This window comes from Alkalihalobacterium elongatum (assembly GCF_019024285.1).
Lineage (GTDB): Bacteria > Bacillota > Bacilli > Bacillales > Bacillaceae_F > Alkalihalobacterium > Alkalihalobacterium elongatum.
Window position 1 is genome coordinate 78,902 of the sequence record NZ_WMKZ01000008.1, and the last position, 25,824, is coordinate 104,725.

Sequence of the window (25,824 nt, forward strand, 5' to 3'; positions counted from 1 at the left end):
AAAGAATTTATTAGACTTTAGCCACAACTCTTAGTAAAAAGCATGTAAAATAGTACTAAAGTTACAACTGATAATAATGTGGGTTTCCACAATGAAAGTAGGATACATCTATGGTGACAAATGACCCTCAAACAATCATAAAAATTGTAAAGAACCAATTATGGGAAAATTGTGACCTCCTTAGATCGATTGTGCAATCTTCACCATTAGCAATAGCTGTTCTTGATATTGAGAGAAAAGTTAAATTGCTAAATTATGGGGCTGAAACGATGTTTGGGTGGCAAGAAGAAGAGTTAATTGGTAAATGTTATCCCATCTTTTCTGAAGAGAAATCTCTGTTATTAAAAAGAATTCAAAGTGAAGAAATTATTATAAACGTTGAAGTTATACTAAAAAAGCGGTCTGGGTTACTTATTGATGTTAATTTCTCTTCTGTCCATTTGTATGAGGATCATCAATTTAGTGGGTATTTAATTATATGTGAAGATATAACAAAACGTAAAAAGGCTGAGCTTGATTTAAAACAATCAATAAGAGAATTAAAAGATATAAAATTTGCATTGGATCAATCTGCAATTATTGCAATAACTGACCCCTACGGTAAAATTCGTTATGTGAATGATAAATTTTGTGAAATCTCTAAGTACAAAAGAAGTGAGCTACTTGGACAAGATCATCGGATTGTTAATTCGGGTTATCACCCTAGGTCCTACTTTTACGAGATGTGGAGGACAATTAGGAGGGGACAAGTTTGGCAAGGAGAAGTAAAGAATAAAGCAAAAGACGGTAAATATTATTGGGTTCAAACTACAATTGTGCCATTTTTAGATGAAAGTGGTGAACCTTATCAATATGTTTCGATACGATCGGATATTAGTAAACGTAAATTAGTTGAAGAAAAGGTCAGGTTGTTAGCCTATTACGATGAGCTAACCAACTTACCAAATCGTACATACTTTAAAAATCAAATTAACCAAGTGTTATCAGAAGATCGTAATGAACAAATTGCTGTTATTAGTGTTGACTTAGATCGCTTTAAGTTAATTAATGACACTTTAGGTCATCGATACGGTGATCTATTGTTAAAAGCAGTGGCTGAACGTCTAAAAAGCAATCTCCAACCAGATGACTTTATTGCTCGTCATGGTGGAGATGAATTTTTAATATTTCTACGTAATGTCTCTTATGAGGATATTAAGGCAGTTGTTAGAAAGTGTATGAAATCATTACAATTACCAATAAGATTAGATCAAAGTGATCATTTTGCATCAATAAGTATGGGAATAAGTTTATATCCTCAAGACGGCACTACTTTTGAAGAACTATATCAAAAGGCAGATATTGCTCTAAATCGTGTTAAAAAACAAGGGAGAAATTCATTTCAATTTTTTGAGTCTACAATGGACCACTCATTATCTAGAGAATTGCAAATTGAAAAGAATTTAAGAACTGCTATAGATTATCATGAGTTTACTCTTCATTATCAACCTAAGCAAGATATTCAAACAAAGCGGATTGTTGGGGTGGAAGCCTTAATACGATGGGAAAACCGAGAAATAGGAAATGTATCTCCAGGAGAGTTTATTCCTATTGCTGAAGAAACAGGGATGATTAGTGATATTGGTGAGTGGGTATTAAGGACAGCATGTCTACAAATGATTAACTGGCAATCTCGTGGTTTGCAACCGATAACGATATCCGTTAATTTATCTGTACGTCAATTTATGGATAACAGAATTATAGAGTCGATTACAACAATTTTAAAAGAAACTAAACTTAACCCTAAATTTCTAGAACTTGAGATTACCGAGAATGTTGCCGTCCACGAAAAAGAATATGTTAATCAAAAGCTACGTGAACTGCGTGATTTAGGGATTAAGATTTCTATTGATGATTTTGGAACAGGGTACTCATCACTTAGTTATTTAAAGGATTATCCAATCGATACATTAAAAATCGATAAATCATTCGTCGATGAAATAATAAAGAATGGGGACTCGTCAATTGTCCGTGCGATTATTGCGATGGCTCACAGCCTGCAAATGTCTGTCATCGCTGAAGGGGTTGAAGTAAAGGAACAATTAGAATTTTTAAAAGCTCATAATTGTGATCAAATACAAGGGTTCTTGATAAGCAAGCCGTTAGCGGCATCTCAATTTGAAACGGAATTTTTAATGGTTTAATGTAAAGTGCCTGATTACTTTCCTTTAATTCTTTTGTTGTAAAGAATTAAATCAGAGTATCAGCGCTTTTTTTCTTGCAGGAGTAATTTATTTTTTATATACTTTATAAAACATATAAAAAAACTCGGGTATTGATTTTATCTAATAAAACTGTAGTTAGTGTATACGAATAAGGTTAAAGTATATAAATAAAATATTAACTTTCATGAACGGATAAAGGGGAAGCAAAGATGACAAAAGGTAAAGTGTATTTAGTTGGTGCTGGACCAGGTGATGAAGGACTACTAACAATTAAAGCAAAGAAGACAATTCAACAGGCAGATGTCATTGTATATGATCGATTGATTAACCCATTACTGCTTCAACTTGCAAAGCCAAGTGCAGAATTTATTTATGCAGGAAAGCTTCCTAATCGTCACATTATGAGACAAGAAAAGATTAATGAGACTCTAGTAGAGCATGGATTAGCTGGGAAAGTTGTTGTTCGTTTAAAAGGTGGCGACCCCAGTGTATTTGGGCGTGTTGGTGAAGAAGCAGAAAGCTTAGCTAATGCAAATATTCCTTTTGAGATTGTACCAGGTATTACTTCTAGTATTGCAGCTGCTAGCTATGCAGGAATTCCAGTAACACACCGTGAGTATGGTGGTACTTTTGCTGTGGTAACAGGCCATGACAAATCAATATTAGGACAACCGTTGATTGATTGGGCTTCACTCGCAAAGGGGATTGATACCATTGCATTTTATATGGGAGTAAGCAACATAAACCACATTGCAAATCAATTGATGAAAAATGGTCGGTCCCCGCAAACTCCTGTTATCTTAATTCAATGGGGGACTTACGGTAGACAAAAAACATTACAAGGCACATTAGAATCAATTGGTGATAAAGTTGAAAAAACAAAGTTTCAAAACCCAGCCATAACATTAGTTGGTGACATTGTGTCATTACGAGAAAAGATGAAATGGTTTGAGATGAAACCTTTAATTGGGAAGCAAATCTTACTAGCGAGAACAAGTACCGAGAAAAGTACAATAGAAGAAAAACTTCGTGAATTAGGGGCAGATGTTTTTAGCTATCCATCTTTTCAAGAAAAGTCATTGCTAAATTTTGAAATCAATGAAAAAGTCGCAAATAAAATTAATGAATTCAACATAGTTACTTTTACATCTCCAGACAGTGTGAGATACTTTTTTGAGTGGCTAGATCTTCAGCAGATTGATATCCGTTCTATAAAAGCTACTTTTCATGTACTGTCTGAAAAATCAAGGCTAATGCTACGTAAGTATGGATGTATTGCTAAAAAGGTTGCTGAAATTGATGAGATACCAGGTCAATTAGTTGTGGGCGAGAAAAAAGCGGTTGCGAGATTTAAACATATTGATACATTTTTAACCCACGAGACGAAAATAACCCCTGCTTCACAAGTTGTTTTACACCGATTAATGGAGGATGAGTTATTATCTACAATCATCTTTCCTAGTGCCAAATCAGTAAGCGAATTAGTCAATGGAGCTGAGTATAATTCTCCACAATTAGCTAAGGATTTATTAAGATTAAATGTAATCTGTTTTGGGGAAAAGTCTGCACAAGCAGCAACATATGCAGGTTTTCAAATTAACCATATATTAGAGGAGCCTACTCAATCTGCCTTAATCGAATATTTGCTAACACAGCCTCTAGTTGAAAGCATTTAGGGAAGGGGAAGAACTATGGATGCGCTACTGTTTATTGGTCATGGATCGAGAGTAAATGCAGGAAATAAACAATTTTTATCGTTTATTGCACAAGTAATGGAAATGCTTCCTCTCTCGATCAAGGAGGTTGGATTTATCGAATTAACGAAACCGACTATACTAGAAGGAATTAAAAATTGCATCGAACAAGGTGCGACAAGGGTATTTGTCCAACCTGTACTTTTGTTAGAAGCGGGTCATGCAAAAAAAGATATCCCTGAAGAAATCGAAAAAGCCAAAAGAAAATTTCCGAATGTTGAATTTATATATGGGACACCAATTGGGGTAGATGACCGAATGGTCGATATTGTTTATGACCGTTTACAGGAAAAGGGTTTCCAAAAAGGAGACAACACACACGTAAAGGCTTCAGTTTTACTTGTTGGAAGAGGCAGTAGTGATAAAGATGCTAAAGCTGATTTTGAGGAGATTGCAAGGCGTTTGAAATCTAAATTGGGGTTAAGTCAAGTAAAACCTTGTTATTTGGCTGCTACTACTCCTACATTTGAAGAGGGTCTTCAACAAATAGTACAAGAGGATAATGAAGTTATTTATGTCCTCCCCTATCTACTTTTTACTGGTGTTTTAATGAAGAGAATGGGTAGAACAATTATCGAATTACAGAAAATGCAAAATAAGCAAGTGCATTTATGTAATTTTTTAGGATACCATCAACTAGTTAGAGATTTGGTATATTCTAAAACGGTAGAATTAATGGAAGGTATTTAACATGAGCTTAATGCCAATTAGTATAAATTTAACAAACAAGCAAGTTGTAATTATTGGTGGTGGCAAAATCGCTGAGCGCAAAGCTATAAAAATATTAGGTTATGAAGCGCAGGTTACGGTCGTAGCACCAGAACTTAGTGATAAGCTTTTAGAATTAACAAATAAACGATTGATCCAATGGATTGAGTCCTCTTATAGTAAGGTGTTTTTAACAGAGGCTTTTCTTATTATTGCTGCTACAAATGACCCTAATGTTAATAGAGCGGTTTATGAAGATAAAAAACCTTATCAATTAATCAATATAGTCGATCAGCCAGAATTAAGCGATTTTCATATGGCCTCTACTTTACATCGTGGGCATATGACGATTTCAGTTTCAACAGAGGGTGCAAGTCCGATATTAGCTAAGGAAATTGTTAACCAATTGAGTGATAGGTATGGACAAGAGTATGAAGAGTATACAAAATTTTTAAAACAAGCGAGAAAAATAATTATTGAAAACATTGGAGAGAAATCAGTTTCTTATAAGTTTCTTAAAGAATTAGTCGACGAAAGTCTTATAAATAATTCAGAGAGAGACCAATGGTTCATTGAGCGATTACAATACTATTTGGACGGTAGGAATAGCTAAAAAAGCTATTCTTTTTTATTTTGTGGAAGCTACCAAAATGTGAATTCGTTTGACTCCTCTAACTTGGCCCTTCCCACTTTCTCTATTAAACTGGTAAATAATTCTTGTAAACTCCTACAATTAATGTTAACTTATATAAAAACAATAGTTGACGAAAGGTTGGGAGAAAATGACGACAACAACATCGACAAAAAGCATTTGGGAACAGTATGCAGATAAAGCTTTAAATGGAGAATTGTTAACCATTGAAGAGGGAGTAAGTATTCTTCAAGCAGATGATGATGAGGTTTTACCAATCATGCAAGCCGCTTTTCGTGTAAGAAAACACTATTATGGAAAAAAAGTAAAACTTAATATGATCTTTAATGCTAAAAGTGGGTTATGTCCTGAAGACTGTGGATACTGCTCACAATCGATCGTTTCAACAGCACCTGTTGAAAAATATTCATTACTAGATAAAGAGACTCTAATTGCAGGTGCCAAAGAAGCGATGAACAGAAAAGCTGGTACATACTGTATTGTTGCCAGTGGTCGAGGTCCAACAGAAAAAGAAGTAGATCAAGTTATTGATGCGGTGAGTGAAATTACTGCAACAATGCCACTAAAGATCTGTGCATGCCTAGGAATTTTAAGTGATGAAAAAGCTAAAAAATTAAAAGAAGCAGGGGTTCATCGTTATAACCATAACCTTAATACACATAAAGATAATCATACAAACATAACTTCTACTCACTCCTATGACGATCGTGTAAATACGGTTGAAGAAGTGAAGGCAGCAGGTATGTCTCCTTGTTCTGGCTGTATTATTGGGATGGGTGAGACAGATGAGCAAATAGTAGAAATTGCGTATTCGTTACGAGAAATTGATGCTGACTCAATCCCAGTTAACTTTTTACATGCAATTCCAGGAACTCCATTAGAAAACTACAAACGTACGAAACCGATGAAATCACTAAAAGTACTGGCGTTGATGCGTTTCATTAACCCTTCAAAAGAAATTCGTGTTTCCGGAGGGAGAGAAGTAAACCTTCGTACATTGCAACCGTTAGCGTTATTTGCTGCAAACTCTATTTTCGTAGGTGATTATTTAACTACGAAAGGTCAAGCTGTTACAGAAGACCATAATATTATTGAAGATTTAGGCTTTGAAATAGAAGAATGTGCTCTTTAATCAATCGACAAATTTAGATAATTTTAAAAATAGATTGACAAACCTCCTCTCTTTCCATTAATCTTTTAATTATAATCACATATGTTGGGAAAGGGTAAAGATTTTAACAGTGTTTTTTAGTAAACATTGTAAACTGTTCTATTAGAATGCTTTTAAAATCTTTTAAAGGGAAGTTCGGTGAAAGTCCGACGCGGTCCCGCCACTGTAATTTGGTTGTAGTCTATTAAGCCACTGTTCTATGAATGGGAAGGAATAGATTGCAATAACCATAAGCCAGGAGACCTGCCTTTTCTAACAACACTGTCTGACCTACGGGAGATAGGGAGGTGTTAGAGAGCGGATTTTCTGTTTCTAGTTCTATTTATGCAGAATAATAATTTCGTAAATCAAAGCATCTCTAACCATTATCCTTGGTTAGAGATGCTTTTTTTATTTATTTCATTGGGGAAGGTTATCGTTTATTTATATTAATTTAACTATTAAGGAGAGGAAGTAGATGCAGCGAGGTAAGCTACTAATTATCGGATTTGGACCAGGTAGTGAAAAGCATATGACCTTTAGAGCAAAAGAAGCGATTTTAGAAGCTGATTCTATCATTGGCTATAGTACATACGTTGATTTAATACGTCCGCTAATCACAACTCAAGAGATTGTGCGAACAGGTATGACCGAAGAAGTGAGTCGAGCACAAGAAGCTGTTCGCCAAGCGGAAACAGGAAAAAAAGTTGCAGTAATTTCTAGTGGGGATTCAGGGGTTTATGGTATGGCTGGCCTTGTGTATGAAGTTCTTATCGAAAAAGGCTGGCAAGAAAAAGCCGGTGTTGAGGTGGAAATTATACCTGGTATATCCGCGATTAATTCCTGTGGATCTTTATTAGGAGCACCGATCATGCATGATGCATGTACAATTAGCTTAAGCGACCATTTAACACCGTGGGAGTTAATCAAAAAGCGAGTAGATGCAGCTGCTCAAGCTGATTTTGCTATTGCGTTATACAATCCAAGAAGTGGTAAAAGAACAAGACAAATCGTAGAGACACAAAAAATCTTATTAAAGTACCGTTCTCCCAATACGCCTGTAGGATTGGTGAAAAGTGCTTATCGAGAGAGAGAGCAAATTATTATTACCGATTTAGCGCATATGTTAGACCATGAAATTGGGATGTTAACCACTGTCATTATTGGGAATAATTCAACATTTATCTATGACGGTAAAATGATTACTCCAAGGGGATATCAGCGTAAATATACGCTAAATGAAAGTAAACAACGGTTAAAGCCTCATGAAAGGTTAAAAAAAGAAGCAGAACCGTGGGCACTCCATGGAGGGTTGGAGGAAGAGACTGACAGACCGTTCAGTCTGCAAGGGTTAGCAGAAGAGGCACTCCAAAAACTTAATACTGGTACAGAACGATTAGAATCAAAAGTTCAGCAAAGAAATATTGTTTATCAGCAGGAAGACATTTTTGAGTTTGCTGTATCCCCTGGGGTGGCTAATAAAAAACTGACACCGTTACAAATGGTGACGTTAGCTGAAACGGTAGGTGATGATGCAATTCTTGAATATACTCCAGATCATTTAATTAAGGTTTCAGTTAAGACATCGAGTCCAAATAAAATTTCGGAAAATTTAGAAAGTGCAGGCTTTTTACTCCTTCCAATAGGCGATGTGGTCAATATTAAAGCATGTGATTTTTGTGATGGTGAAAAAGCTGACTCCATTCCACAAGTAGTACAACTTCAACAACAAATCGGTGGAGTCGCAGTACCGAAGCAAATGAATATTGGATTTAACGGCTGTGGAATGGCCTGCTATAGTGCACCAATAAATGATATTGGAATCATTTACCGTAAGAAAGGTTTTGATTTATTTTTAGGAGCTAAAACGACAGGAAGAAATGCTCATGTTGGGCAGTTAGTTGCGGAAGGATTGGATGGAGAAAAGCTTGTTGACCTTGTTGTCAGGATTGTAGAAGATTACAAAAATCGAGGGTTACCAAATGAGCGGTTCCATAAGTTTTTCAAACGAGTACAAGTAGTTGAAGGATTTCATTATAAAGAAGTTCCAGAGCAAGTGGTAGTAGATATGGCTTGTGGTGATTAATGGACGGTGCTAAATAAAAAGGAGGAAAAGGTATGAATGCAATTTTATTTATCGGTCACGGTACGAAAAAGCGCGAAGGTAATGAACAGCTCCTTCAATTTGTTGAGTCAATGAAAGATGATATACCTTATCCAATCGTTGAAACTTGCTTTTTAGAATTTTCCAGTCCAACGATACGAGAAGGGATAAAACGGTGTGTTGATCTTGGAGCAACTCAAGTTGCACTCGTTCCAATGATGTTTTTTTCAGCAGGGCATGCAAAAATTCATATACCTGTTGAAATAGATGAAGCGAAAGCTATGTACCCTCATGTTCAATTTACTTACGGAAGACCAATTGGTGTTCATGACAAGGTGTTTGATATTTTACAATCACGTCTACATGATGTTGGCTTTTCGAATGAGAAAGGAAAAGGTGATGTCGGTATTTTGTTAGTGGGGCGCGGCAGTAGTGATGCAGATGCGAATAGTGAGTTATACAAGATAGGTAGATTACTTTCTGAAAAATTAGAGCTGGTCAATGTCGAACTATCATTTATCGGTGTAACTTCACCTACAGTTGAAGAAGGTGTTGCTAGGTCGATAAAGCTTGGAGTAAAGAACATTTATATTATTCCATATTTTTTCTTTACAGGAATATTGATGGATCGAATGGTTGAAAAGCTTCATAGTTTTCAAGTCGAGTACCCAGAATTACAGTTTGCGATGACTGAATTTTTCGGTTTCCACCCTATTCTGAAAACAATTTTTATTGAAAGGGCAAAAGAAGCATTCCAAGGTGAAGCAAAGCTCAATTGTGATGTTTGTTCATATCGGCTTCATGCATTGGAACATATGGATATACACCATCACCATGACCATGACCACCACCATGACCATCATCATGGGCATACTCATCATCACGAGACTCAAAGGTAGGAAGAAAGATGATATATGTAATAGCTGGGACAAGTGATGCAAGGGAATTAGCGATAACACTAAGAGATGCTGGTCATGAAATCATTGCTTCGGTTGTAACAGATAACGCAGCCATTTCTCTTCACAAAGAGAATATTGATACAGTTGTTGGAAGATTAACTGCTGAAGCAATGGCGGTGTTGATCGAAAATAAGGGCATTCAAATGATTGTTGATGCTTCTCATCCATTCGCGGAAGAAGCGTCGAAAAATGCAGTTGAAGCGAGCCGAATCTCAAAAACACCTTATATTCGTTATGAACGAGAAGAGTATCAAGGTCATACTAGTCAGATTAAGCATGTTTCTTCTTATAAAGAAGCAGCACTATTGGCAAAAGAGAAAAAGGGTAACATTATGCTTACAACAGGAAGTAAAACACTCCAAATTTTTACAGAGAACCTGTTGAATGTCGAAGGGGTTCGATTAATTGCAAGGATGCTTCCGCGTAAAGATAACATGGAAAAATGCGAGGAGTTAGGCGTTGAGCAAAAAAACATTGTAGCGATTCAGGGTCCTTTTTCGAAAGAATTAAACATCGCATTGTTTAAGCAATATAATGTAACTCTTATGATCACAAAAGAAAGTGGAAAGGTCGGCTCTGTGGACGAAAAGGTTGAAGCTGCAAAAGAATTAAACATACCAATTGTGATGATAACAAGGCCTAAAATAGATTACGGCATCGTTTGTAGATCTTTTTACGATGTTTTAGAAACGATAAATCAAAAAATTGAGGTGTTATGAATGGATTTTCAAACAGAATTTAAACCATTAACCGTACAACCACAAGAAATCGAAGGGTTAAGTTTTCAGATGATCACTGACGAGTTAGGTGAACACGATTTTACGGCAGAACAATATCCAGTTGTACAGCGTATTATACATGCTTCTGCTGATTTTGAATTAGGGCGTAGTGTTGTATTTCACCGTGATGCAGTTCAAGCAGGAATTAAAGCCATTCGAGCAGGGAAGAAAGTAGTTGCTGATGTACAAATGGTTCAAGTAGGCATTAGTAAGCCTAGAATTGAAAAGTTTGGTGGAAGTGTTCATGTTTACATATCAGATAAAGATGTTATGGAAGAAGCGAAGCGTCTAAATACAACACGAGCAATTATCTCTATTAGAAAAGCCATTAAAGAAGCTGAAGGTGGAATTTTTGCGATCGGGAATGCACCTACCGCATTACTCGAATTAATTCGTTTGGTAAAAAACGGTGAGGCACGACCAGGACTTGTTATAGGAATGCCAGTCGGTTTTGTATCAGCTGCTGAATCGAAAGAAGAGCTTGCTAAATTAGATATTCCATTTATTACGAATATGGGACGTAAAGGAGGAAGTCCAGTTACTGTCGCTGCGTTAAATGCATTATCAATAATGGCTGAAAAGCAGGAGTAGAACATGAGAAAGAAAGTTGAAAAAGACCCGAAGGATATGCGGCATGGGTATACAACTGGTGCTAATGCAACGGCTGCTACTAAAGCAGCGCTACTATCGCTCCTACACCAACGAGAAGTAAAAGAGGTGTCCATTCGATTACCGATTGGAGATGTTGTTACTTTTCAAATGGAAAAAGTGATGTTTACTGAACATGAGGCCCAAGCTTCTGTCATTAAGGATGGTGGAGACGATCCAGACGCTACACATCAAGCCCAAATAGTTTCGACGGTCCGATTAGCGAGTGATGAAGGTATTCACCTTGATGGCGGTGTTGGGGTAGGAAGAGTGACAAAACCTGGTTTACCTGTAGCTGTTGGTGAAGCTGCCATTAATCCTGTTCCAAGGAAAATGATTATGGGAACTGCTCTAGAAGTGTTAGAACAATATCCCCTAAATAGCGGTGTACAAATTGTTATATCGGTTCCTGATGGTGAAGAAATTGCCAAAAAAACATTGAATAGCCGACTTGGAATTATTGGAGGAATTTCGATTTTAGGGACGAGAGGAACCGTAGTCCCGTTTTCTACCTCAGCCTTTAAAGCGAGTATTGCCCAGGCGATTCAAGTCGCGGTAACTAACGGATGTGAGCATTTATTTTTAACGACCGGTGGCCGAAGTGAAAAATTTGCCATTGAGGCCCACCCTGAAGCAAAAGAAGAGGCGTTCATTGAAATGGGTGATTTTGTTGGATTTGCCATAAAGCAGTGTAAGGCAAAAAAAGTAAAGAAAATTACTCTTGTTGGCATGATGGGGAAGTTTTCAAAAGTTGCACAAGGTGTCATGATGGTTCATTCAAAAAGCGCACCAGTTGATTTTAACTTTCTAGCAGAAGTCGCAAGAAATGCGGATGTACCTAGTAGTTTACTAGAGGAAATTCGCGATGCCAATACAGCATCTCAAGTTGGTACGATGATGGTGGAGCATGGACATCCTCTATTTTTTTCAAAACTATGTCAATTAATAGCTCATAACAGCTTAAAAGAAATTAGAGGCGGTTTAGACATCGAAGTTTATATCATTTCAATGCAAAAAGAAGTATTAGGAAGTGAGGTTGTAAAATGGGACAACCAATAAAAATTATTGGCATTACGGATGCAGGTAAGTCTAGTTTATTACCAATCTATGAACAGTGGATTTATGATAGTGAATGTTTAATTGGCGGGGAACGACAGCAGAGCTTTTTCCCAGAATATAAAGGGGAAAGGATCATACTAAAAGGAAACTTAAAAAAAGTGGTTGAACTGCTACAATCTACGAATAAGCAATGTGTCTTAGTAGCATCTGGAGACCCGTTGTTTTACGGGATTGGTAGTTATCTAGCAAAAAAAGTTCCCATTGATATTTATCCTAACGTTAGTTCTGTACAAGAAGCTTTTGCAAAAATTCAAGAGAGTTGGCATGATTGCACATTTATAAGTGTTCACGGTCGACAGATCCAAGGTTTAGCACAAAGGATTGATGGTAAAGACAAAGTTTGCTTACTGACAGATGAAAAAAACACTCCTGCTGAAATTGCAAAGTATCTTTTATCCTATGGAATACGAGAATATGAGGCATTTATAGCAGAAGCGCTTGGCGGTGAAAATGAAAACATTGTGTCGCTGTCATTGGAGAAAATGACTGATTACGAGGGGCATCCTCTTAATGTCGTCATCTTGAAGCGAATCGGAGAAAGTCCCAGTTGGTTGCTAGGTATAGCTGATGGTGAATTCAAACAACGAAAACCAGATAAAGGATTAATTACAAAAAAAGAAGTCCGTGTGCTTAGTTTGGCAGAATTAAATTTACATGAAAAATCAATTGTTTGGGACATTGGAACATGTACTGGATCAATAGCGATTGAAGCAGCAAGGATAGCAAGACAAGGTCAAGTTTATGCGGTTGAAAAAAATCAAGCGGACTACGAAAACTGTTTAGAAAATACGAAGAAATTTAGAACTGATATCACGGTAAAGTGTAGTAAAGCTCCAGACGGTTTAGAAGATTTTCCAGATCCAGATGCGATTTTTATTGGTGGAACTGGAGGAGAAATGCAAGAATTATTAAAAATATGTGCAGCCCGTCTTAATTCAGGTGGACGGATCGTTTTGAATGCTGCAACGATAGAAACGCTTTACTTAGCCAATGAAACATTCAAGGAGCTAGGTTTTGAGACTTCGATAAACCTTGTACAAATTTCAAGAAGTAAGCCGATTTTACATATGAACCGTTTTGAAGGTTTAAATCCAATTTACATTATTACAGCAATAAAGAAGGAGGATCAATAAATGACGACAGGAACCGTTTATGGTGTTGGAGTAGGCCCAGGAGATCCAGAATTAATAACGATCAAAGCTTATAGGACGCTTAAAGAAGCAGATGTTGTTGCTTACCCGAAGAAGAGAAAAGGTAGTAAAAGCTATGCTTACCAAATTGTAGAACAATATATCGATACTGAAAATAAAGAAATGCTTGGTCTCGTGTTTCCAATGACTAAAGACCAAGAAATTCTTGATAGAGAGTGGCGCACGATTGTTGATCAAGTATGGGATTGTGTCAAAGAAGGAAAAGATGTTGCTTTTGTAACAGAAGGTGACACGATGTTGTACAGTACATTTATTCATATGTACCGATTAATGAAAGAGCTTCACCCAGAAGTTAATATCGTGTCTATTCCTGGAATATCAAGTGTTAATGGGGCTGCATCAAGACTAGGTATTCCTCTTGCCGACGGTGATGATTGGACTGGGATTATCCCAGCAACTGACAATCGGTATGAAATGAAAAAAGCATTACAGGATCATGATGGACTAGTGTTTATAAAAGTAGCCAAAGTGTTACCGATGATGATTGAACTATTAGAGGAGCTAGATTTAATTGATAAAGCGACAGTTGTTACAAAGGTAACATCAGGTGAGGAATATATATGGAGAAATGTTCGGGAACTAAAAAATGCTGAACTAGAATATTTAACGTTAATGTTAGTAAGAAAGTAGGTGAAACGCTTGTTGGAAGCTAAAGTCTATATTGTAGGAGCTGGACCAGGGGATCCAGAACTAATAACAGTTAAAGGACAAAATATTTTAAAGCAAGCGGATGTCATTTTATATACAGACTCTCTTGTGAACGAACAGCTTATGGAAGTGGTAAAACCAAACGCACAAATTTTAAAAAGTGCAGGTATGAATTTAGAAGAGCTTGTTGACTGTATGATCACGAATGTTAAACAAGGGAGAAGTGTTGCACGAGTTCATACAGGTGATCCTTCCGTATATGGAGCGATCTTAGAACAGATGCGCTATTTAAAGGCGGCCGATGTTGTCTACGAAATTATTCCAGGTGTTAGTTCCGTATTTGCAGCTGCAGCTGCAGCCCAAATCGAGTTAACCGTTCCTGAATTAACGCAAACCGTTATTTTAACTCGTGCTGAAGGCCGAACACCGATGCCTGAAAAAGAACAGTTAAGAGATCTTGCAAGTCATCATAGTTCTACCTGTTTGTTTCTAAGTGCAACGTTAATTAAAAAAGTAGTTAGAGAGTTTCTAGAAGCGGGATGGCTTGAGACGGATCCAGTTGTCGTTGTCTATCGTGCCTCATGGCCAGATCAAAAAGTTGTGAAAACAACGTTAGGTCAATTAGATGAAGCAATGAGAGCCGAAGGAATTCGTAAACAAGCGATGGTTATCATTAGTAAAGCAGCCAATGACCAACTTTTGACGAAAGAAGGAAAATATGAATCGAAGCTTTATGATAAGTCGTTTACCCACGGTTTTCGTAAAGGGGAGTCAGTAAATGGATAACATTGCAATAGTTGCCATAACTAAGCATGGAGTCGAGCTTATCCGAAAATTAAGTACATCAATGCCTAAAGCAGATATGTATTACATGAAAAAGTTTGAACATGGTGATGAACCTGAAAAAAATATTCACTTATTTGATGGTTCGATTCGACTTTTATTACCTGATATGTTCCAAAGATACGATGGGATTATTATGGTGATTTCATTAGGAGCCGTCGTGCGAATGATTGCACCGATTTTAATCGATAAGAAAACGGATCCTGCAATAGTAGTGATTGACGATAAAGGAGAATTTGTAATTAGTGTGCTTTCAGGCCATATTGGCGGGGCGAATGATTTAACACGTGAAGTTGCCTCGTACATTAATGCAACTCCTGTTATTACTACAGCTTCTGATGTCCAAAAAACGATCCCAGTCGATATTTTTGGACGAGAATTTGGCTGGGTAATTGAAGACTTTTCAAATGTGACACCAGTAAGTGCAGCTGTTGTAAATGAGGAACCACTTCTTATTATGCAAGAATCAGGTGAAAAAGCATGGTGGAAACATGAACGACCACTACCGAAGCAAATGAAAGTGGTACAATCGTATGAAGAAGCAGCTGGTATTGATTTTAATGCAGCGTTAGTAATTACCCATAAAATTTTATCAAAAGAGCAAGAGCAAAAGCTGTTAGCTAATGGAGTTTTATATCGGCCCAAATCTGTTTATTTAGGGATTGGTTGTAATCGTGGGACAAGTGCTGTGGAAATAATAAACGTCATTAACGAGACATTGAATGAGCAACACATTTCGATTCAATCGGTGAAATCGATTGCAACCATTGATTTGAAAAAGGATGAAAAAGGGTTAATCGAAGTTTGTGATGAATTTGGCTGGGAGTTCCTCTACTATACACCAGAGCAATTAAATGCAGTTCCTATAAAAAATCCGTCTGAAACGGTGTATAAATTTACAGGTGCTTATGGTGTCAGCGAACCGGCTGCACTTCTAGCCGCAGGAGTAGATGAGCTTTTTTTAGAAAAAAAGAAAAGTGGAAATGTAACGATATCAATTGCTGTTAAAAAGTAAGGATGTGACATAATGCAACGTAGAATTGTAATTGCAGGAACAAATAGTGGAGTGGGAAAGACGACATTAACGATTGGCTTAATGGCAGCCTTTAAAAAGAAAGGCTTAACTGTTCAAGGATTTAAGTGTGGGCCAGATTATATTGACCCTAGTTATCATACAGCTGTGACAGGCAGGTATTCTCGAAATGTTGATAGCTGGATGCTTAATCATAATATTGTCAATGACATTTTTGTCCATGCAAGTGAAGATGCGGACATCTCTATCATTGAAGGAGTTATGGGCTTTTATGATGGGAAAAGTCCGAAGAGTAATATTGGTAGTACAGCGGAGATTAGCCTGCTTCTTCAGGCCCCAGTTATCTTAGTTGTTAATATTGCTAGTATGGCTAGAAGTGCTGCTGCCATTGTTAAAGGATACCAATTACTCGACCCAAATGTGAATATTGCTGGTGTCATTTTAAACAAAGCTGGTAGCAAAGGTCATTATGAGCTTTGTAAAACAGCAATTGAACAAGAGTGCGGTGTTCCGGTTGTTGGGTACTTATTAAAAGGTGATGGCCTCCATATTCCAGAACGCCATTTAGGGTTAATCCCCGCAATCGAACGAGGTGAACTTGACGAGTTTTTTAATGAACTTGGGGAAGTAGTCGCTGACCGAATCGATTTAGATGAGCTATTCCGTATAGCAGAACAAGGCCCAGTACTTCAAGCAAAAACCGACTTGTTTTTAAAGCAGGAAGAGGATGACCCAAAAGTTAAAATTGCAGTAGCTTATGACTCTGCATTTAACTTTTATTATCGTGAAAACTTTAAATTATTGGAAAAAGCAGGCGCAGAGCTAGTTTTCTTTAGCCCTTTAAAAGGCGATACGTTACCAGCTGGGGTAGATGGTCTGTACATTGGTGGTGGTTTTCCAGAAGAGTTCGCCAAAGAACTATCAGATAACACTCAAGCGAGAAAAGATATTAAAGATGCCATTACAAATGAACTTCCTACTTTTGCTGAATGTGGAGGGTTTATGTACTTAACTGATTCCATTACAAACAGTGAAGGAGAAGCTTATCCAATGGTTGGTGTCATACCTGGAAAAGTTCAGATGCAGGAAAGCTTAGCTGCTCTCGGGTACCGACAAGTAACGGCCATCGATGGGACGTTTCTATTAGAGAAAGAAGAAGAAGCCCGTGGTCATGAGTTCCATTATTCTACATTTGAAAGTGCTACCAATGACTTTAATAGAGCTTATTTTGTGAAAGCACTTCGTGGTGAAAAAGAAGAAGGTTATAAAACTGACCATTTAGTTGCTGGATATACGCATATTCATTTTGCTTCCAATCCAAACATAGCTAAGTCCTTTGTAAATAAATGTTTAGAATATAAGGAGAAGTGTATGAAATGAATTCAATAAATCAAATATTGTCGCAAATAACGCCCCTAGACGAACAAGTGATGAAAAATGTTAGCAAGCATGTTGATCAATTAACTAAGCCAATTGGAGCACTTGGTAGGATAGAAGAGCTGGCTATCCAATTAGCAGGAATTACTCGGAAAGAACGACCAACTGTTAATAAGCCTGCGATAGTTGTCTGTGCTGGAGATCATGGTATTGTTGAAGAAGGGGTTTCAGCTTATCCACAAGAAGTAACAAAACTAATGATTCAAAATTTTATCGTCGGTCGTGCAGCGATTAATGTTCTCGGAAAACAAATCGGTGCAACTGTAACCGTAGTTGATGTTGGTGTTAATGGCGAGTTAGATCATCCTTCTTTAGTAAAGAAAAAGGTGAAAAACGGCACAAATAATTTCTTTACAGAAGCTGCGATGAGTGAGCAAGAGGCAGTTAAAGCAATTGAAGCAGGTATGGAAGTCGCACAAAGCTTAATTAAGCAAGGACATGAGTTAATTATTATTGGAGAAATGGGAATTGGAAATACAACAGCTAGCAGTGCATTAATTGCAGCTTATACGAAAGTAGCTGTACAAGATGTTGTTGGTTGTGGCACTGGTCTTAATGCAGACGAACATCAACATAAAATTGCAATCATTGAAGAAGCACTTAGACGTCGAAATATAAACGAAGCATCAGCACTTCATGTGTTAGCCTGTGTTGGGGGTCTTGAAATTGCAGCGATGGCGGGAATTTTATTACAAGCTTCAGCAAATCGTACACCTGTAATTGTAGACGGGTTCATTTCGACTGCAGCGGCATTGGTTGCCTATGAACTGTGTCCTGCAATTAAGGACTATTTAATCATAAGCCACCAATCTGTCGAACCAGGGCATAAGGCTGTGTTTGAGTACTTAAATAAAAAACCATTGCTTTCGCTTGATTTGAGATTGGGAGAAGGAACGGGAGCAGCATTAGCCTATCCTCTACTAGATGCGGCAACAAGAATCTTAACAGAGATGGCAACTTTTGCTGACCTAGGGATTGAAAAGAAAAAAGAGGCAACAGAAAGTACGATGTAAAGGCGGGGTCGAAATGAAAAGTGGAAAGGTGTACTTAGTTGGAGCGGGACCAGGAGATCCGAAATTAATTACGGTCCGAGGCTTAGAGTGTATTAAGACATCAGATGTAATTATTTATGATCGACTAGCGAACCCATCTTTACTTGATTATGCAAATGTCAGTGCCGAATTTATATACTGCGGAAAGCTTCCCAAACAGCATACGTTAAAACAAGAGCAAATCAATGAATTACTAGTGACTAAAGCAAAAGAAGGAAAAGTGGTTACCAGACTAAAAGGTGGAGATCCTTGTGTTTTCGGTAGAGTAGGTGAGGAAGCAGAAGTTCTAGCAAACTATAAAATCCCATATGAAATTGTTCCAGGTGTATCCTCTGGAATTGCGGCACCGGCATACGCAGGTATACCAGTAACTCACCGTGATTACGGATCTAGCTTTGCGATGATCACAGGGCATTTGCAAAGGGAAGAAAACAATGAAGTTAAGTGGAGTGCATTAGCAAACGGAATAGATACGATCGCTTTTTATATGGGTGTTAAAAATTTGCCTTTAATCTGTAATCAGCTAATTCTTCACGGAAAAAAGGTTTCAACTCCAGTAGCTATTATTGAATGGGGGACAACAGAAAAACAACGGATTGTTGTAGGTACGTTAGAAACGATTGAAGAAAAGGCTAAAGGAGCTAGTATTTCTCACCCTGCTATTATTCTAGTTGGTGAAATAGTAGCTTTACGAGAAAAGATCAAGTGGTTTAGAGAAGAAGCGTTAGGTGTGTCTTAACCATTTTCGAAATTTCCAGCCACCAAATGTAGATACAACTTCTTTTGGATGTATCTGTATTTGGTGGACCTTAATATATTTATAGGTAGGCTTTTCCAAAGAGGGTTGGTACAAATAAAAGTTTTGGCAAATGAGAATAGTAGTGCATAACAAAAATCGTAATAATTACGATTTAATAAAGAGGGATGATAGATGCAAACCGACTTGAAAAGCGACACTTCTCCTAAGTTAATACATAAGAAAAAGAAAATAACCTTTTCACACCTACTCTTCGTTATCGTATTAGCGAGCATACTAATTACTTCAATGACAGCAGCTGTGATGATTGGTCCTGTTTCCATCTCACCATTAACTGTTTGGAAAATAGCCTTTTCTAAACTTCCATATATAAATGAAGTGATTGTTCATGACTGGTCAAAATCACAGGAACAAATTATATGGGAAATTCGGTTCCCAAGGGTTTTACTAGGTGTTGTAGTAGGAGCTGGATTAGCAGTTGTAGGGGTTGCAATTCAAGCTTTAGTACGTAATTCATTAGCAGATCCTTTTATTCTAGGTGTATCATCTGGTGCTTCTGTCGGTGCAACATTAGTAATCATCTTTGGTGCATTTAAGCTTTTTGGACAATATGCATTATCAATGGCTGCTTTCTTGGGGGCATTGGTATCAGTATTACTTGTTTTTATGCTTGCACAAGTCCGTGGGAAAATATCTACCGTCCGGCTATTATTAGCAGGAATTGCTGTTTCTATGATGTTGTCTGCCGTTACAAGTTATATTGTGATCTCCGCTCCACGAGAAGAAGGAATAAGAGATGCGATGTTTTGGATGATGGGTAGTTTGGCTGGTGCCAAATGGGAACAACTTCCCGTCCCTTTTTTCTCTTTAGTATTAGGTGTAGCTATTTTAGTTTTATCTTATCGTCCACTTAATTTACTTTTGATGGGAGATGCGACTGCTACAACTCTAGGTATGAATATTGATGTGTTTAAGAAATTCTTGATCTTACTAACGGCTTTAATAACTGGAGTTATGGTCTCTGTGAGTGGTGCGATAGGATTTATCGGATTAATGGTACCACATATCGTCCGGTTAATGGTTGGTTCTGATCATCGTAGAGTGCTAATTGTCAGTAGTTTAATAGGTGCAATTTTTCTTGTTTGGGCAGATGTTGCTGCTAGAACTGTGGTTGCACCTCAAGAATTACCAATAGGTATTGTTACAGCAATATGTGGTGGTCCGTTTTTTATATGGTTATTAAGAAGGAGTAACTATTCTTTTGGAACAGGGGATGGTGGAAAGTAGTGGAGCTTTCAATCCAAAATGTATTAACGAAAATAGACCAACATCCTATTATTCAAAATATCAGTTTTCATGTAAATGATGGTGAGTTTGTTGGGGTGATTGGACCAAATGGTAGTGGAAAATCAACATTATTAAAAACGATTTATCGTATTTATGCACCCTCTAACGGTACGATACTCATTAATCAATCGAACACAAAAAAGTGGAAAAATCGTCGTTTTGCTCAAAAAGTTGCTGTTGTTGGTCAGGAAAGTTCCGTACCATTTGATTTTACGGTAGAAGATATTGTACGTATGGGTAGGCATCCACATAAGGGATTTTTTGAAAAAGATAATGATTACGATGAAAAAATCGTTACTCGTTCGCTAAATGAAGTCGGAATTGAGCATTATCGAAATCGGAGCTTCTCGCACTTGTCAGGCGGAGAAAAGCAAAGGGTATTAATTGCTAGAGCTCTTGCGCAGGAACCAAAACTATTTATATTAGATGAACCAACGAACCATCTTGATATTCAGCATCAATTACATCTTCTTGACGTTGTGAAAGGGTTAAAACTAACGTCTTTAGCTGCACTACATGATTTAAATTTAGCTGCAGCTTATTGCGATAAGTTACTAGTTATTAACGAAGGACAAATAGTTGCGGAAGGGTCGCCAGAGCAAGTGCTTACAGAAAAGCTATTAGCCGATGTGTTCCATGTTAACGCGACTATTATTAAGCACCCAAATACTAAGAAGGTTCATGTTTTATATACTTCAACAATGGAGGCTGACTCCATTGTTTAAAATCGAGTGCTTGGATCATAAACTGCATGGTTCAGATCATAAATCGAAAGTTTGGATCATACATTGGCTAGTTCGGACCATAAATCGAAAGTTTGGATCATAAACTACATAGTTTGGATCATAAACTACATAGTTTGGATCATAATTAAGATAAGATCTGGTGTTTCGAATAATTAGGAGGAAGGAATGGGCGAATATAAATGTAATTTTTGTGGATTTCAATATGAGGAAAGAAATGGGGATACGAAAAACGGAATTCCAATAGGAACACCCTTTGAACAGTTAGCTGGGTCTCTTTGCAATCGTTGTGGGATGCAGGGAGAACGGCATGAAAGACAATATACTCAACCTTATATTGGTCTTGAAGCCGAGTATTTCGATCTTTTTACTGGTAAAAGCGGTGTGAAATTCTTTAAACATTGGATTAAGTCTTTCTCTGACACTTCTGTATTAGAGTTAGGAGTGGGGACTGCCAGAATCGCGTATGAATTAGCTATTGAGGGAATTGATGTAACAGGACTAGATATGAGTGAAGATATGCTCGGCATAGCTGCAAAGAAAAGAAAAAGGTTAAGTGATGTGTCTAAGTTAACTTTAATAGAGGAGAATGCATTACATTTCGATTCTTCTTTAAAGTTTAGCCATATTTTGCTAACAGAAGGTTTTTTACAACATTTTCTGTTACCAAAAGAACAGCTACAAGTAATGACAAATGTGAAAAAACATTTAGTAGATGGTGGCTTAGTAGCAGTAGACCTTATCATTCCACCAAATGATAGATGTTGGAAGATCAATCAATGTAAACAATGGGGAAGAAAACGAATTTATCAAACGATTGAAGGACTCACTCACTTATCCCGACAAACATTTGACACAACGTTAACATATGAAACATATGAACAAAACAATGAAATCTCTCGGTTTAAAGTAGACAGGGAATATAGTTTAATACTTCCTAGGGAGATGTGCTATCTATTAAACGCTGAAGGCTTTGAAGTAATTGACATGTTTGAAAACTATCAAACTAGTTATCAACGTATTTCAGCAACAACAATAATACCTCACTTAGATACAAAACGAGCTAAAGCGGTATTAAGAAGAGATGAAACACTTGATGATAATAAAAATGATCTAAAACGTAATCTAAAACCTTATAAAGATGAGGTTTGGATAAACGGTGGTTATCCATTTCCCATCCAAAGGAACGCAACAGATAACCAATCAAGTAACCGTTGGACAATTATTGCTAAATATATAAAGAAGGAGAATTCATATGAGAAAATTTAATAAAATGAAATTGATCTTATCAGCTCTTATACTCACATCAACAGTTCTAGTTGGGTGTGGACAGGGTACGGGAACAAACCAAGAGGTGACAGCAACGAACAATACTCAAATTACAGAAGTTGAAAAGGTCGAACAAGAAGAATATGAAGCATTTGAAATCGAAAATAATGAGCAAATGTTAGCGTTCACTGAAGCACCTAAGCGTGCGGTTACGTTAAACCAACACGTAACTGAAGTAATGTTAGCTCTTGGATTAGAGGAATTTATGGTAGGAACCGCATATTTAGATGATGCCGTTTTACCAGAATATAAGGAAGCTTATGAATCAATATCTGTTCTTTCGGATCAATATCCATCGCAAGAAGTGTTTTTAGCAGAAGAACCTGATTTTGCTTATGCAGGTTGGGCAAGTGCATTTCGCGAGGATAATATTGGCACTGTTGAACAATTGAAAGAGTTTGGCATCAATGCATACTTACATGAGTCTTCTAGTAAAGTTGGCCCGACAATTGATGATATCTACTCAGATATTCGAAATATAGCACGTATCTTTAACGTTGAAGAAAGAGGAGTCCAGTTAATTGCTTCGATGGAAGAGGAACTATCAGAAATTCAAAAAAACATTCCAGAGGTAACAGAAAAGAAGAGAGTATTTGTATTTGATAGCGGAGATACGGCACCTTTTACAGTGGCACAAAACTTCCTAAATTCGTTAATTACACTAGCGGGAGCAGATAATATCTTTAGTGATATCGAAAAAAATTGGGCAGAAGTGAGCTGGGAAGAAGTAGTGGACAGAGACCCTGAAGTAATCATCATTGTTGATTATGGTGAAACGACGGCTGAAGAGAAAAAAGAAACACTACTGCGTCATCCAGCACTTGAAGATGTCACAGCCATAAAGAATGAAGACTTCATAATAATTCCATTATCGGCAGCGGCAGAAGGGGTTCGAGCTCCATTTGCTTTAGAAATTTTAGTAAACGGCTTATATAAATAAAGTTCAAGCGTTGTTCATTGCTCATCTGATCAATTCGTACTAGAATAATAATAGAATACTAGCTAGATGAGAGGCATGAAAAAAATGAACAAACAAATTTCTATATTGGTTTCTGTGTTTATTATACTTTTTGCTTTAATTGGCTCTTTTGTTAAAACGACAGAGGTCGCACCAGCCAATGCCCGAATGATAGTTGATCATTCCCTTAACGTATATGTTTCCCCTCCTTGTTTTAACGAAGCGGATGTTACCAACTTTTTAGAGGAAGTAACATTAAAAGATGCGCTTGATATGGAGTATAGACCTGAGTCAAGCTGTACAGAAGATTCATTAATAGGTGAACCAAGGTCATTAATTTCTCTATTACTTGAAACTGTTGGTCTTCGTTCAGGAAAGTGGGATCGAGATGGGGAATGGCAATAATATTGCTGTGACTTAAATGTTTTACATTAGCCGACCTTGTACAAAAAAGAAGCTGATCCATAGATTAAAATCTATGAATTAGCTTCTTCTTATTATCTATATATTTTACTTCCCTGTTCCTTGAATTCTTCAGATTTCTTTTCCATTTCTTCTTTTAGCAAAGTGTGTTCATCGATGCCTTTCTCCTTTGCAGTTTGACGAATATCTTGAGAAATCTTCATACTGCAAAACTTAGGGCCGCACATTGAACAGAAGTGGGCAGTTTTGGCACCTTCTGCTGGTAGAGTTTCATCATGGAAACTCATTGCCTTTTCTGGGTCAAGTGATAAGTTAAATTGATCACGCCAACGGAATTCAAAGCGAGCCTTTGATAGTGCATCATCTCGTTTTTGTGCATTTGGATGCCCTTTCGCTAAATCAGCAGCGTGTGCAGCAAGTTTATAGGTTACAACACCTTCACGAACATCGTCTTTATTCGGCAACCCTAAATGTTCCTTTGGTGTTACATAGCATAGCATCGCAGTTCCATAAGAAGCTATCATTGCCGCGCCGATCGCTGAAGTAATATGGTCATAGCCTGGTGCGATATCAGTAGTTAGTGGACCTAGTGTATAGAAAGGTGCCTCATGGCAGATTTCTAGTTGTTTATCCATATTTTCTTTAATTTTGTGCATAGGCACATGTCCAGGGCCCTCGACCATTACTTGAACATCATGCTCCCAAGCAATTCTCGTTAGTTCTCCTAAAGTTTCAAGTTCAGCAAATTGAGATTCATCATTAGCATCAGCAATAGAACCAGGTCGTAATCCATCTCCTAATGAGAAGGAAATATCGTACGCTTTCATAATTTCACAAATCTCTGCGAAATGAGTATATAGGAAGTTTTCTTTATGGTGGGCAAGGCACCATGCGGCCATAATGGAGCCTCCTCTAGAAACAATACCTGTTAAGCGATTTGCTGTAAGTGGAACATACCGTAGTAGAACGCCCGCATGGATTGTGAAATAATCGACGCCTTGCTCGGCTTGTTCTATTAATGTATCCCGATAAACTTCCCATGTTAAGTCTTCTGCTACTCCATTTACTTTTTCAAGTGCTTGGTAAATAGGAACTGTACCCACTGGTACGGGACTGTTTCGTATAATCCATTCCCTCGTTGTATGTATATGCTTCCCCGTGGATAAGTCCATAATTGTATCGGCACCCCAACGAATCGCCCAAGTCATTTTTTCAACTTCTTCTTCAATAGATGAGCTCACTGCAGAGTTCCCAATATTAGCATTAATTTTCACATGGAAATTACGCCCGATAATCATGGGTTCACTTTCTGGATGATTAATATTAGATGGAATAATCGCTCTTCCACTCGCTACTTCTGATCGTACGAACTCTGGCTCTAACCCTTCACGAATTGCAATGAATTCCATTTCAGGCGTAATAATTCCTTTTTTAGCATAGTGAAGTTGGGTTACATTTTTTCCTTGTTTCGCTCGTAATGGTTTTCTTTTTGTAGTATCAAATACTTCTACAGCTTTTGTTTTCTCAATATCAATAAAGCCGTTATCCTCAGGCTTTATAACACGACCTTCATAATATTCAACGTCTTCACGATCTAAAATCCATTGTTTACGTAATTCAGGTAGTCCTTTTCTGACATCTGCATGGTAGGTAGAGTCTGTGTAAGGTCCAGTCGTATCGTAAACTCTAAACGGTTCATTAGGTATTTCCTCTCCGTTAAATGAGGTTGGACTTAGTTCAATTTCTCGAAAAGGAACGTTGATAGAAGCGCTAGTACTACTTTTCTCATAAACTTTCTTACTGTTTGGAAATGGGTTAAGAATCGACATTAAAAAATCCTCCTAAATTTGATATAAGTTCCTGGTGATAGAACCGATCATGGAGGAGGGGAATGACAATATAAGAATAAAATCCATTTTTATAGCAGTAACAAATAATTAATTAGTCATTTATGCATTTATTCTGA

The 25,824-nt window shown here is 37.3% G+C and carries 23 protein-coding genes and 1 riboswitch; of the genes, 22 read left to right on the forward strand and 1 reads right to left on the reverse strand.

Going from position 1 to position 25,824, the window contains the following annotated elements; all coding sequences use genetic code 11:
* Window positions 1-110 precede the first annotated feature (110 nt).
* From GKP30_RS11085 to GKP30_RS11190, 22 genes are all read left to right on the forward strand, one after another.
* Window positions 111-2,183: a putative bifunctional diguanylate cyclase/phosphodiesterase gene (locus GKP30_RS11085; protein ID WP_216829508.1), complete on the forward strand. Its 2,073-nt coding sequence runs from the start codon at window positions 111-113 to the stop codon at window positions 2,181-2,183.
* A gap of 230 nt (window positions 2,184-2,413) precedes the next feature.
* Window positions 2,414-3,880 carry a uroporphyrinogen-III C-methyltransferase gene (gene cobA, locus GKP30_RS11090; protein ID WP_216829509.1) on the forward strand — a complete coding sequence of 489 codons (1,467 nt, stop codon included), beginning with the start codon at window positions 2,414-2,416 and terminating at the stop codon, window positions 3,878-3,880.
* 15 nt (window positions 3,881-3,895) lie between these two features.
* The gene (locus tag GKP30_RS11095) at window positions 3,896-4,648 is read left to right on the forward strand and encodes a sirohydrochlorin chelatase (protein ID WP_216829510.1); all 753 of its coding nucleotides are present in this window, start codon (window positions 3,896-3,898) and stop codon (window positions 4,646-4,648) included.
* Window position 4,649: 1 nt separating this feature from the next.
* A complete protein-coding gene (locus GKP30_RS11100) occupies window positions 4,650-5,279 on the forward strand; it encodes a precorrin-2 dehydrogenase/sirohydrochlorin ferrochelatase family protein (RefSeq protein WP_216829511.1) in 630 nt (209 codons plus the stop codon).
* 169 nt (window positions 5,280-5,448) lie between these two features.
* Window positions 5,449-6,450, forward strand: a complete 1,002-nt coding sequence (gene bioB, locus GKP30_RS11105; RefSeq protein ID WP_216829512.1) for a biotin synthase BioB — start codon at window positions 5,449-5,451, stop codon at window positions 6,448-6,450.
* A gap of 129 nt (window positions 6,451-6,579) precedes the next feature.
* A riboswitch (cobalamin riboswitch) is annotated at window positions 6,580-6,754 on the forward strand.
* A 192-nt stretch (window positions 6,755-6,946) separates the two neighbouring features.
* Window positions 6,947-8,554: a precorrin-3B C(17)-methyltransferase gene (cobJ, locus tag GKP30_RS11110; RefSeq protein ID WP_216829513.1), complete on the forward strand. Its 1,608-nt coding sequence runs from the start codon at window positions 6,947-6,949 to the stop codon at window positions 8,552-8,554.
* Window positions 8,555-8,586: 32 nt separating this feature from the next.
* Window positions 8,587-9,471, forward strand: coding sequence for a sirohydrochlorin chelatase (locus GKP30_RS11115; protein ID WP_216829514.1), 885 nt, complete (start codon window positions 8,587-8,589; stop codon window positions 9,469-9,471).
* Between the two features lie 8 nt (window positions 9,472-9,479).
* Window positions 9,480-10,250, forward strand: coding sequence for a precorrin-6A reductase (cobK, locus tag GKP30_RS11120; RefSeq protein WP_216829515.1), 771 nt, complete (start codon window positions 9,480-9,482; stop codon window positions 10,248-10,250).
* Window positions 10,251-10,901, forward strand: a complete 651-nt coding sequence (locus GKP30_RS11125; protein WP_216829516.1) for a precorrin-8X methylmutase — start codon at window positions 10,251-10,253, stop codon at window positions 10,899-10,901.
* 3 nt (window positions 10,902-10,904) lie between these two features.
* A complete protein-coding gene (locus tag GKP30_RS11130; protein ID WP_216829517.1) occupies window positions 10,905-12,017 on the forward strand; it encodes a cobalt-precorrin-5B (C(1))-methyltransferase in 1,113 nt (370 codons plus the stop codon).
* Window positions 12,002-13,210 carry a precorrin-6y C5,15-methyltransferase (decarboxylating) subunit CbiE gene (gene cbiE / locus GKP30_RS11135; protein WP_216829518.1) on the forward strand — a complete coding sequence of 403 codons (1,209 nt, stop codon included), beginning with the start codon at window positions 12,002-12,004 and terminating at the stop codon, window positions 13,208-13,210. The genes GKP30_RS11130 and cbiE overlap by 16 nt, the downstream gene beginning before the upstream one ends.
* Window positions 13,211-13,918 (forward strand): precorrin-2 C(20)-methyltransferase, encoded by a 708-nt coding sequence (gene cobI / locus GKP30_RS11140; protein ID WP_216829519.1) that lies wholly within the window; start codon window positions 13,211-13,213, stop codon window positions 13,916-13,918.
* Between the two features lie 12 nt (window positions 13,919-13,930).
* Window positions 13,931-14,722 carry a precorrin-4 C(11)-methyltransferase gene (gene cobM, locus GKP30_RS11145; protein WP_236035034.1) on the forward strand — a complete coding sequence of 264 codons (792 nt, stop codon included), beginning with the start codon at window positions 13,931-13,933 and terminating at the stop codon, window positions 14,720-14,722.
* On the forward strand, window positions 14,715-15,794 hold the full coding sequence (locus tag GKP30_RS11150; RefSeq protein ID WP_216829521.1) for a cobalt-precorrin 5A hydrolase: 1,080 nt from the start codon (window positions 14,715-14,717) through the stop codon (window positions 15,792-15,794). The genes cobM and GKP30_RS11150 overlap by 8 nt, the downstream gene beginning before the upstream one ends.
* Before the next feature lie 12 nt (window positions 15,795-15,806).
* Window positions 15,807-17,192 carry a cobyrinate a,c-diamide synthase gene (locus tag GKP30_RS11155; protein ID WP_216829522.1) on the forward strand — a complete coding sequence of 462 codons (1,386 nt, stop codon included), beginning with the start codon at window positions 15,807-15,809 and terminating at the stop codon, window positions 17,190-17,192.
* On the forward strand, window positions 17,189-18,262 hold the full coding sequence (gene cobT, locus GKP30_RS11160; protein WP_216829523.1) for a nicotinate-nucleotide--dimethylbenzimidazole phosphoribosyltransferase: 1,074 nt from the start codon (window positions 17,189-17,191) through the stop codon (window positions 18,260-18,262). The genes GKP30_RS11155 and cobT overlap by 4 nt, the downstream gene beginning before the upstream one ends.
* Window positions 18,263-18,275: 13 nt before the next feature.
* A complete protein-coding gene (gene cobA, locus GKP30_RS11165; protein WP_216829524.1) occupies window positions 18,276-19,040 on the forward strand; it encodes a uroporphyrinogen-III C-methyltransferase in 765 nt (254 codons plus the stop codon).
* Window positions 19,041-19,346: 306 nt separating this feature from the next.
* A complete protein-coding gene (locus GKP30_RS11170; RefSeq protein WP_236035042.1) occupies window positions 19,347-20,345 on the forward strand; it encodes a FecCD family ABC transporter permease in 999 nt (332 codons plus the stop codon).
* Window positions 20,345-21,130: a heme ABC transporter ATP-binding protein gene (locus GKP30_RS11175; RefSeq protein WP_328703143.1), complete on the forward strand. Its 786-nt coding sequence runs from the start codon at window positions 20,345-20,347 to the stop codon at window positions 21,128-21,130. Before GKP30_RS11170 ends, GKP30_RS11175 begins: the two co-directional genes overlap by 1 nt.
* A gap of 186 nt (window positions 21,131-21,316) precedes the next feature.
* Window positions 21,317-22,417 (forward strand): methyltransferase domain-containing protein, encoded by a 1,101-nt coding sequence (locus GKP30_RS11180; RefSeq protein ID WP_216829526.1) that lies wholly within the window; start codon window positions 21,317-21,319, stop codon window positions 22,415-22,417.
* The gene (locus tag GKP30_RS11185) at window positions 22,404-23,417 is read left to right on the forward strand and encodes an ABC transporter substrate-binding protein (protein WP_216829527.1); all 1,014 of its coding nucleotides are present in this window, start codon (window positions 22,404-22,406) and stop codon (window positions 23,415-23,417) included. The genes GKP30_RS11180 and GKP30_RS11185 overlap by 14 nt, the downstream gene beginning before the upstream one ends.
* An 84-nt stretch (window positions 23,418-23,501) precedes the next feature.
* A complete protein-coding gene (locus GKP30_RS11190; RefSeq protein ID WP_216829528.1) occupies window positions 23,502-23,840 on the forward strand; it encodes a hypothetical protein in 339 nt (112 codons plus the stop codon).
* A 92-nt stretch (window positions 23,841-23,932) separates the two neighbouring features.
* On the opposite strand, the gene thiC is transcribed toward GKP30_RS11190, so the two are convergent.
* A complete protein-coding gene (gene thiC / locus GKP30_RS11195) occupies window positions 23,933-25,687 on the reverse strand; it encodes a phosphomethylpyrimidine synthase ThiC (RefSeq protein WP_216829529.1) in 1,755 nt (584 codons plus the stop codon).
* Between the last annotated feature and the right edge of the window lie 137 nt (window positions 25,688-25,824).

Coding starts and splice junctions, on each gene's coding strand:
- GKP30_RS11085 (WP_216829508.1), top strand. CDS start 111: ATGGTGACAAATGACCCTCAAACAATCATAAAAATTGTAAAGAACCAA.
- cobA (WP_216829509.1), top strand. CDS start 2,414: ATGACAAAAGGTAAAGTGTATTTAGTTGGTGCTGGACCAGGTGATGAA.
- GKP30_RS11095 (WP_216829510.1), top strand. CDS start 3,896: ATGGATGCGCTACTGTTTATTGGTCATGGATCGAGAGTAAATGCAGGA.
- GKP30_RS11100 (WP_216829511.1), top strand. CDS start 4,650: ATGAGCTTAATGCCAATTAGTATAAATTTAACAAACAAGCAAGTTGTA.
- bioB (WP_216829512.1), top strand. CDS start 5,449: ATGACGACAACAACATCGACAAAAAGCATTTGGGAACAGTATGCAGAT.
- cobJ (WP_216829513.1), top strand. CDS start 6,947: ATGCAGCGAGGTAAGCTACTAATTATCGGATTTGGACCAGGTAGTGAA.
- GKP30_RS11115 (WP_216829514.1), top strand. CDS start 8,587: ATGAATGCAATTTTATTTATCGGTCACGGTACGAAAAAGCGCGAAGGT.
- cobK (WP_216829515.1), top strand. CDS start 9,480: ATGATATATGTAATAGCTGGGACAAGTGATGCAAGGGAATTAGCGATA.
- GKP30_RS11125 (WP_216829516.1), top strand. CDS start 10,251: ATGGATTTTCAAACAGAATTTAAACCATTAACCGTACAACCACAAGAA.
- GKP30_RS11130 (WP_216829517.1), top strand. CDS start 10,905: ATGAGAAAGAAAGTTGAAAAAGACCCGAAGGATATGCGGCATGGGTAT.
- cbiE (WP_216829518.1), top strand. CDS start 12,002: ATGGGACAACCAATAAAAATTATTGGCATTACGGATGCAGGTAAGTCT.
- cobI (WP_216829519.1), top strand. CDS start 13,211: ATGACGACAGGAACCGTTTATGGTGTTGGAGTAGGCCCAGGAGATCCA.
- GKP30_RS11150 (WP_216829521.1), top strand. CDS start 14,715: ATGGATAACATTGCAATAGTTGCCATAACTAAGCATGGAGTCGAGCTT.
- GKP30_RS11155 (WP_216829522.1), top strand. CDS start 15,807: ATGCAACGTAGAATTGTAATTGCAGGAACAAATAGTGGAGTGGGAAAG.
- cobT (WP_216829523.1), top strand. CDS start 17,189: ATGAATTCAATAAATCAAATATTGTCGCAAATAACGCCCCTAGACGAA.
- cobA (WP_216829524.1), top strand. CDS start 18,276: ATGAAAAGTGGAAAGGTGTACTTAGTTGGAGCGGGACCAGGAGATCCG.
- GKP30_RS11170 (WP_236035042.1), top strand. CDS start 19,347: ATGACAGCAGCTGTGATGATTGGTCCTGTTTCCATCTCACCATTAACT.
- GKP30_RS11180 (WP_216829526.1), top strand. CDS start 21,317: ATGGGCGAATATAAATGTAATTTTTGTGGATTTCAATATGAGGAAAGA.
- GKP30_RS11185 (WP_216829527.1), top strand. CDS start 22,404: ATGAGAAAATTTAATAAAATGAAATTGATCTTATCAGCTCTTATACTC.
- GKP30_RS11190 (WP_216829528.1), top strand. CDS start 23,502: ATGAACAAACAAATTTCTATATTGGTTTCTGTGTTTATTATACTTTTT.
- thiC (WP_216829529.1), bottom strand. CDS start 25,687: ATGTCGATTCTTAACCCATTTCCAAACAGTAAGAAAGTTTATGAGAAA.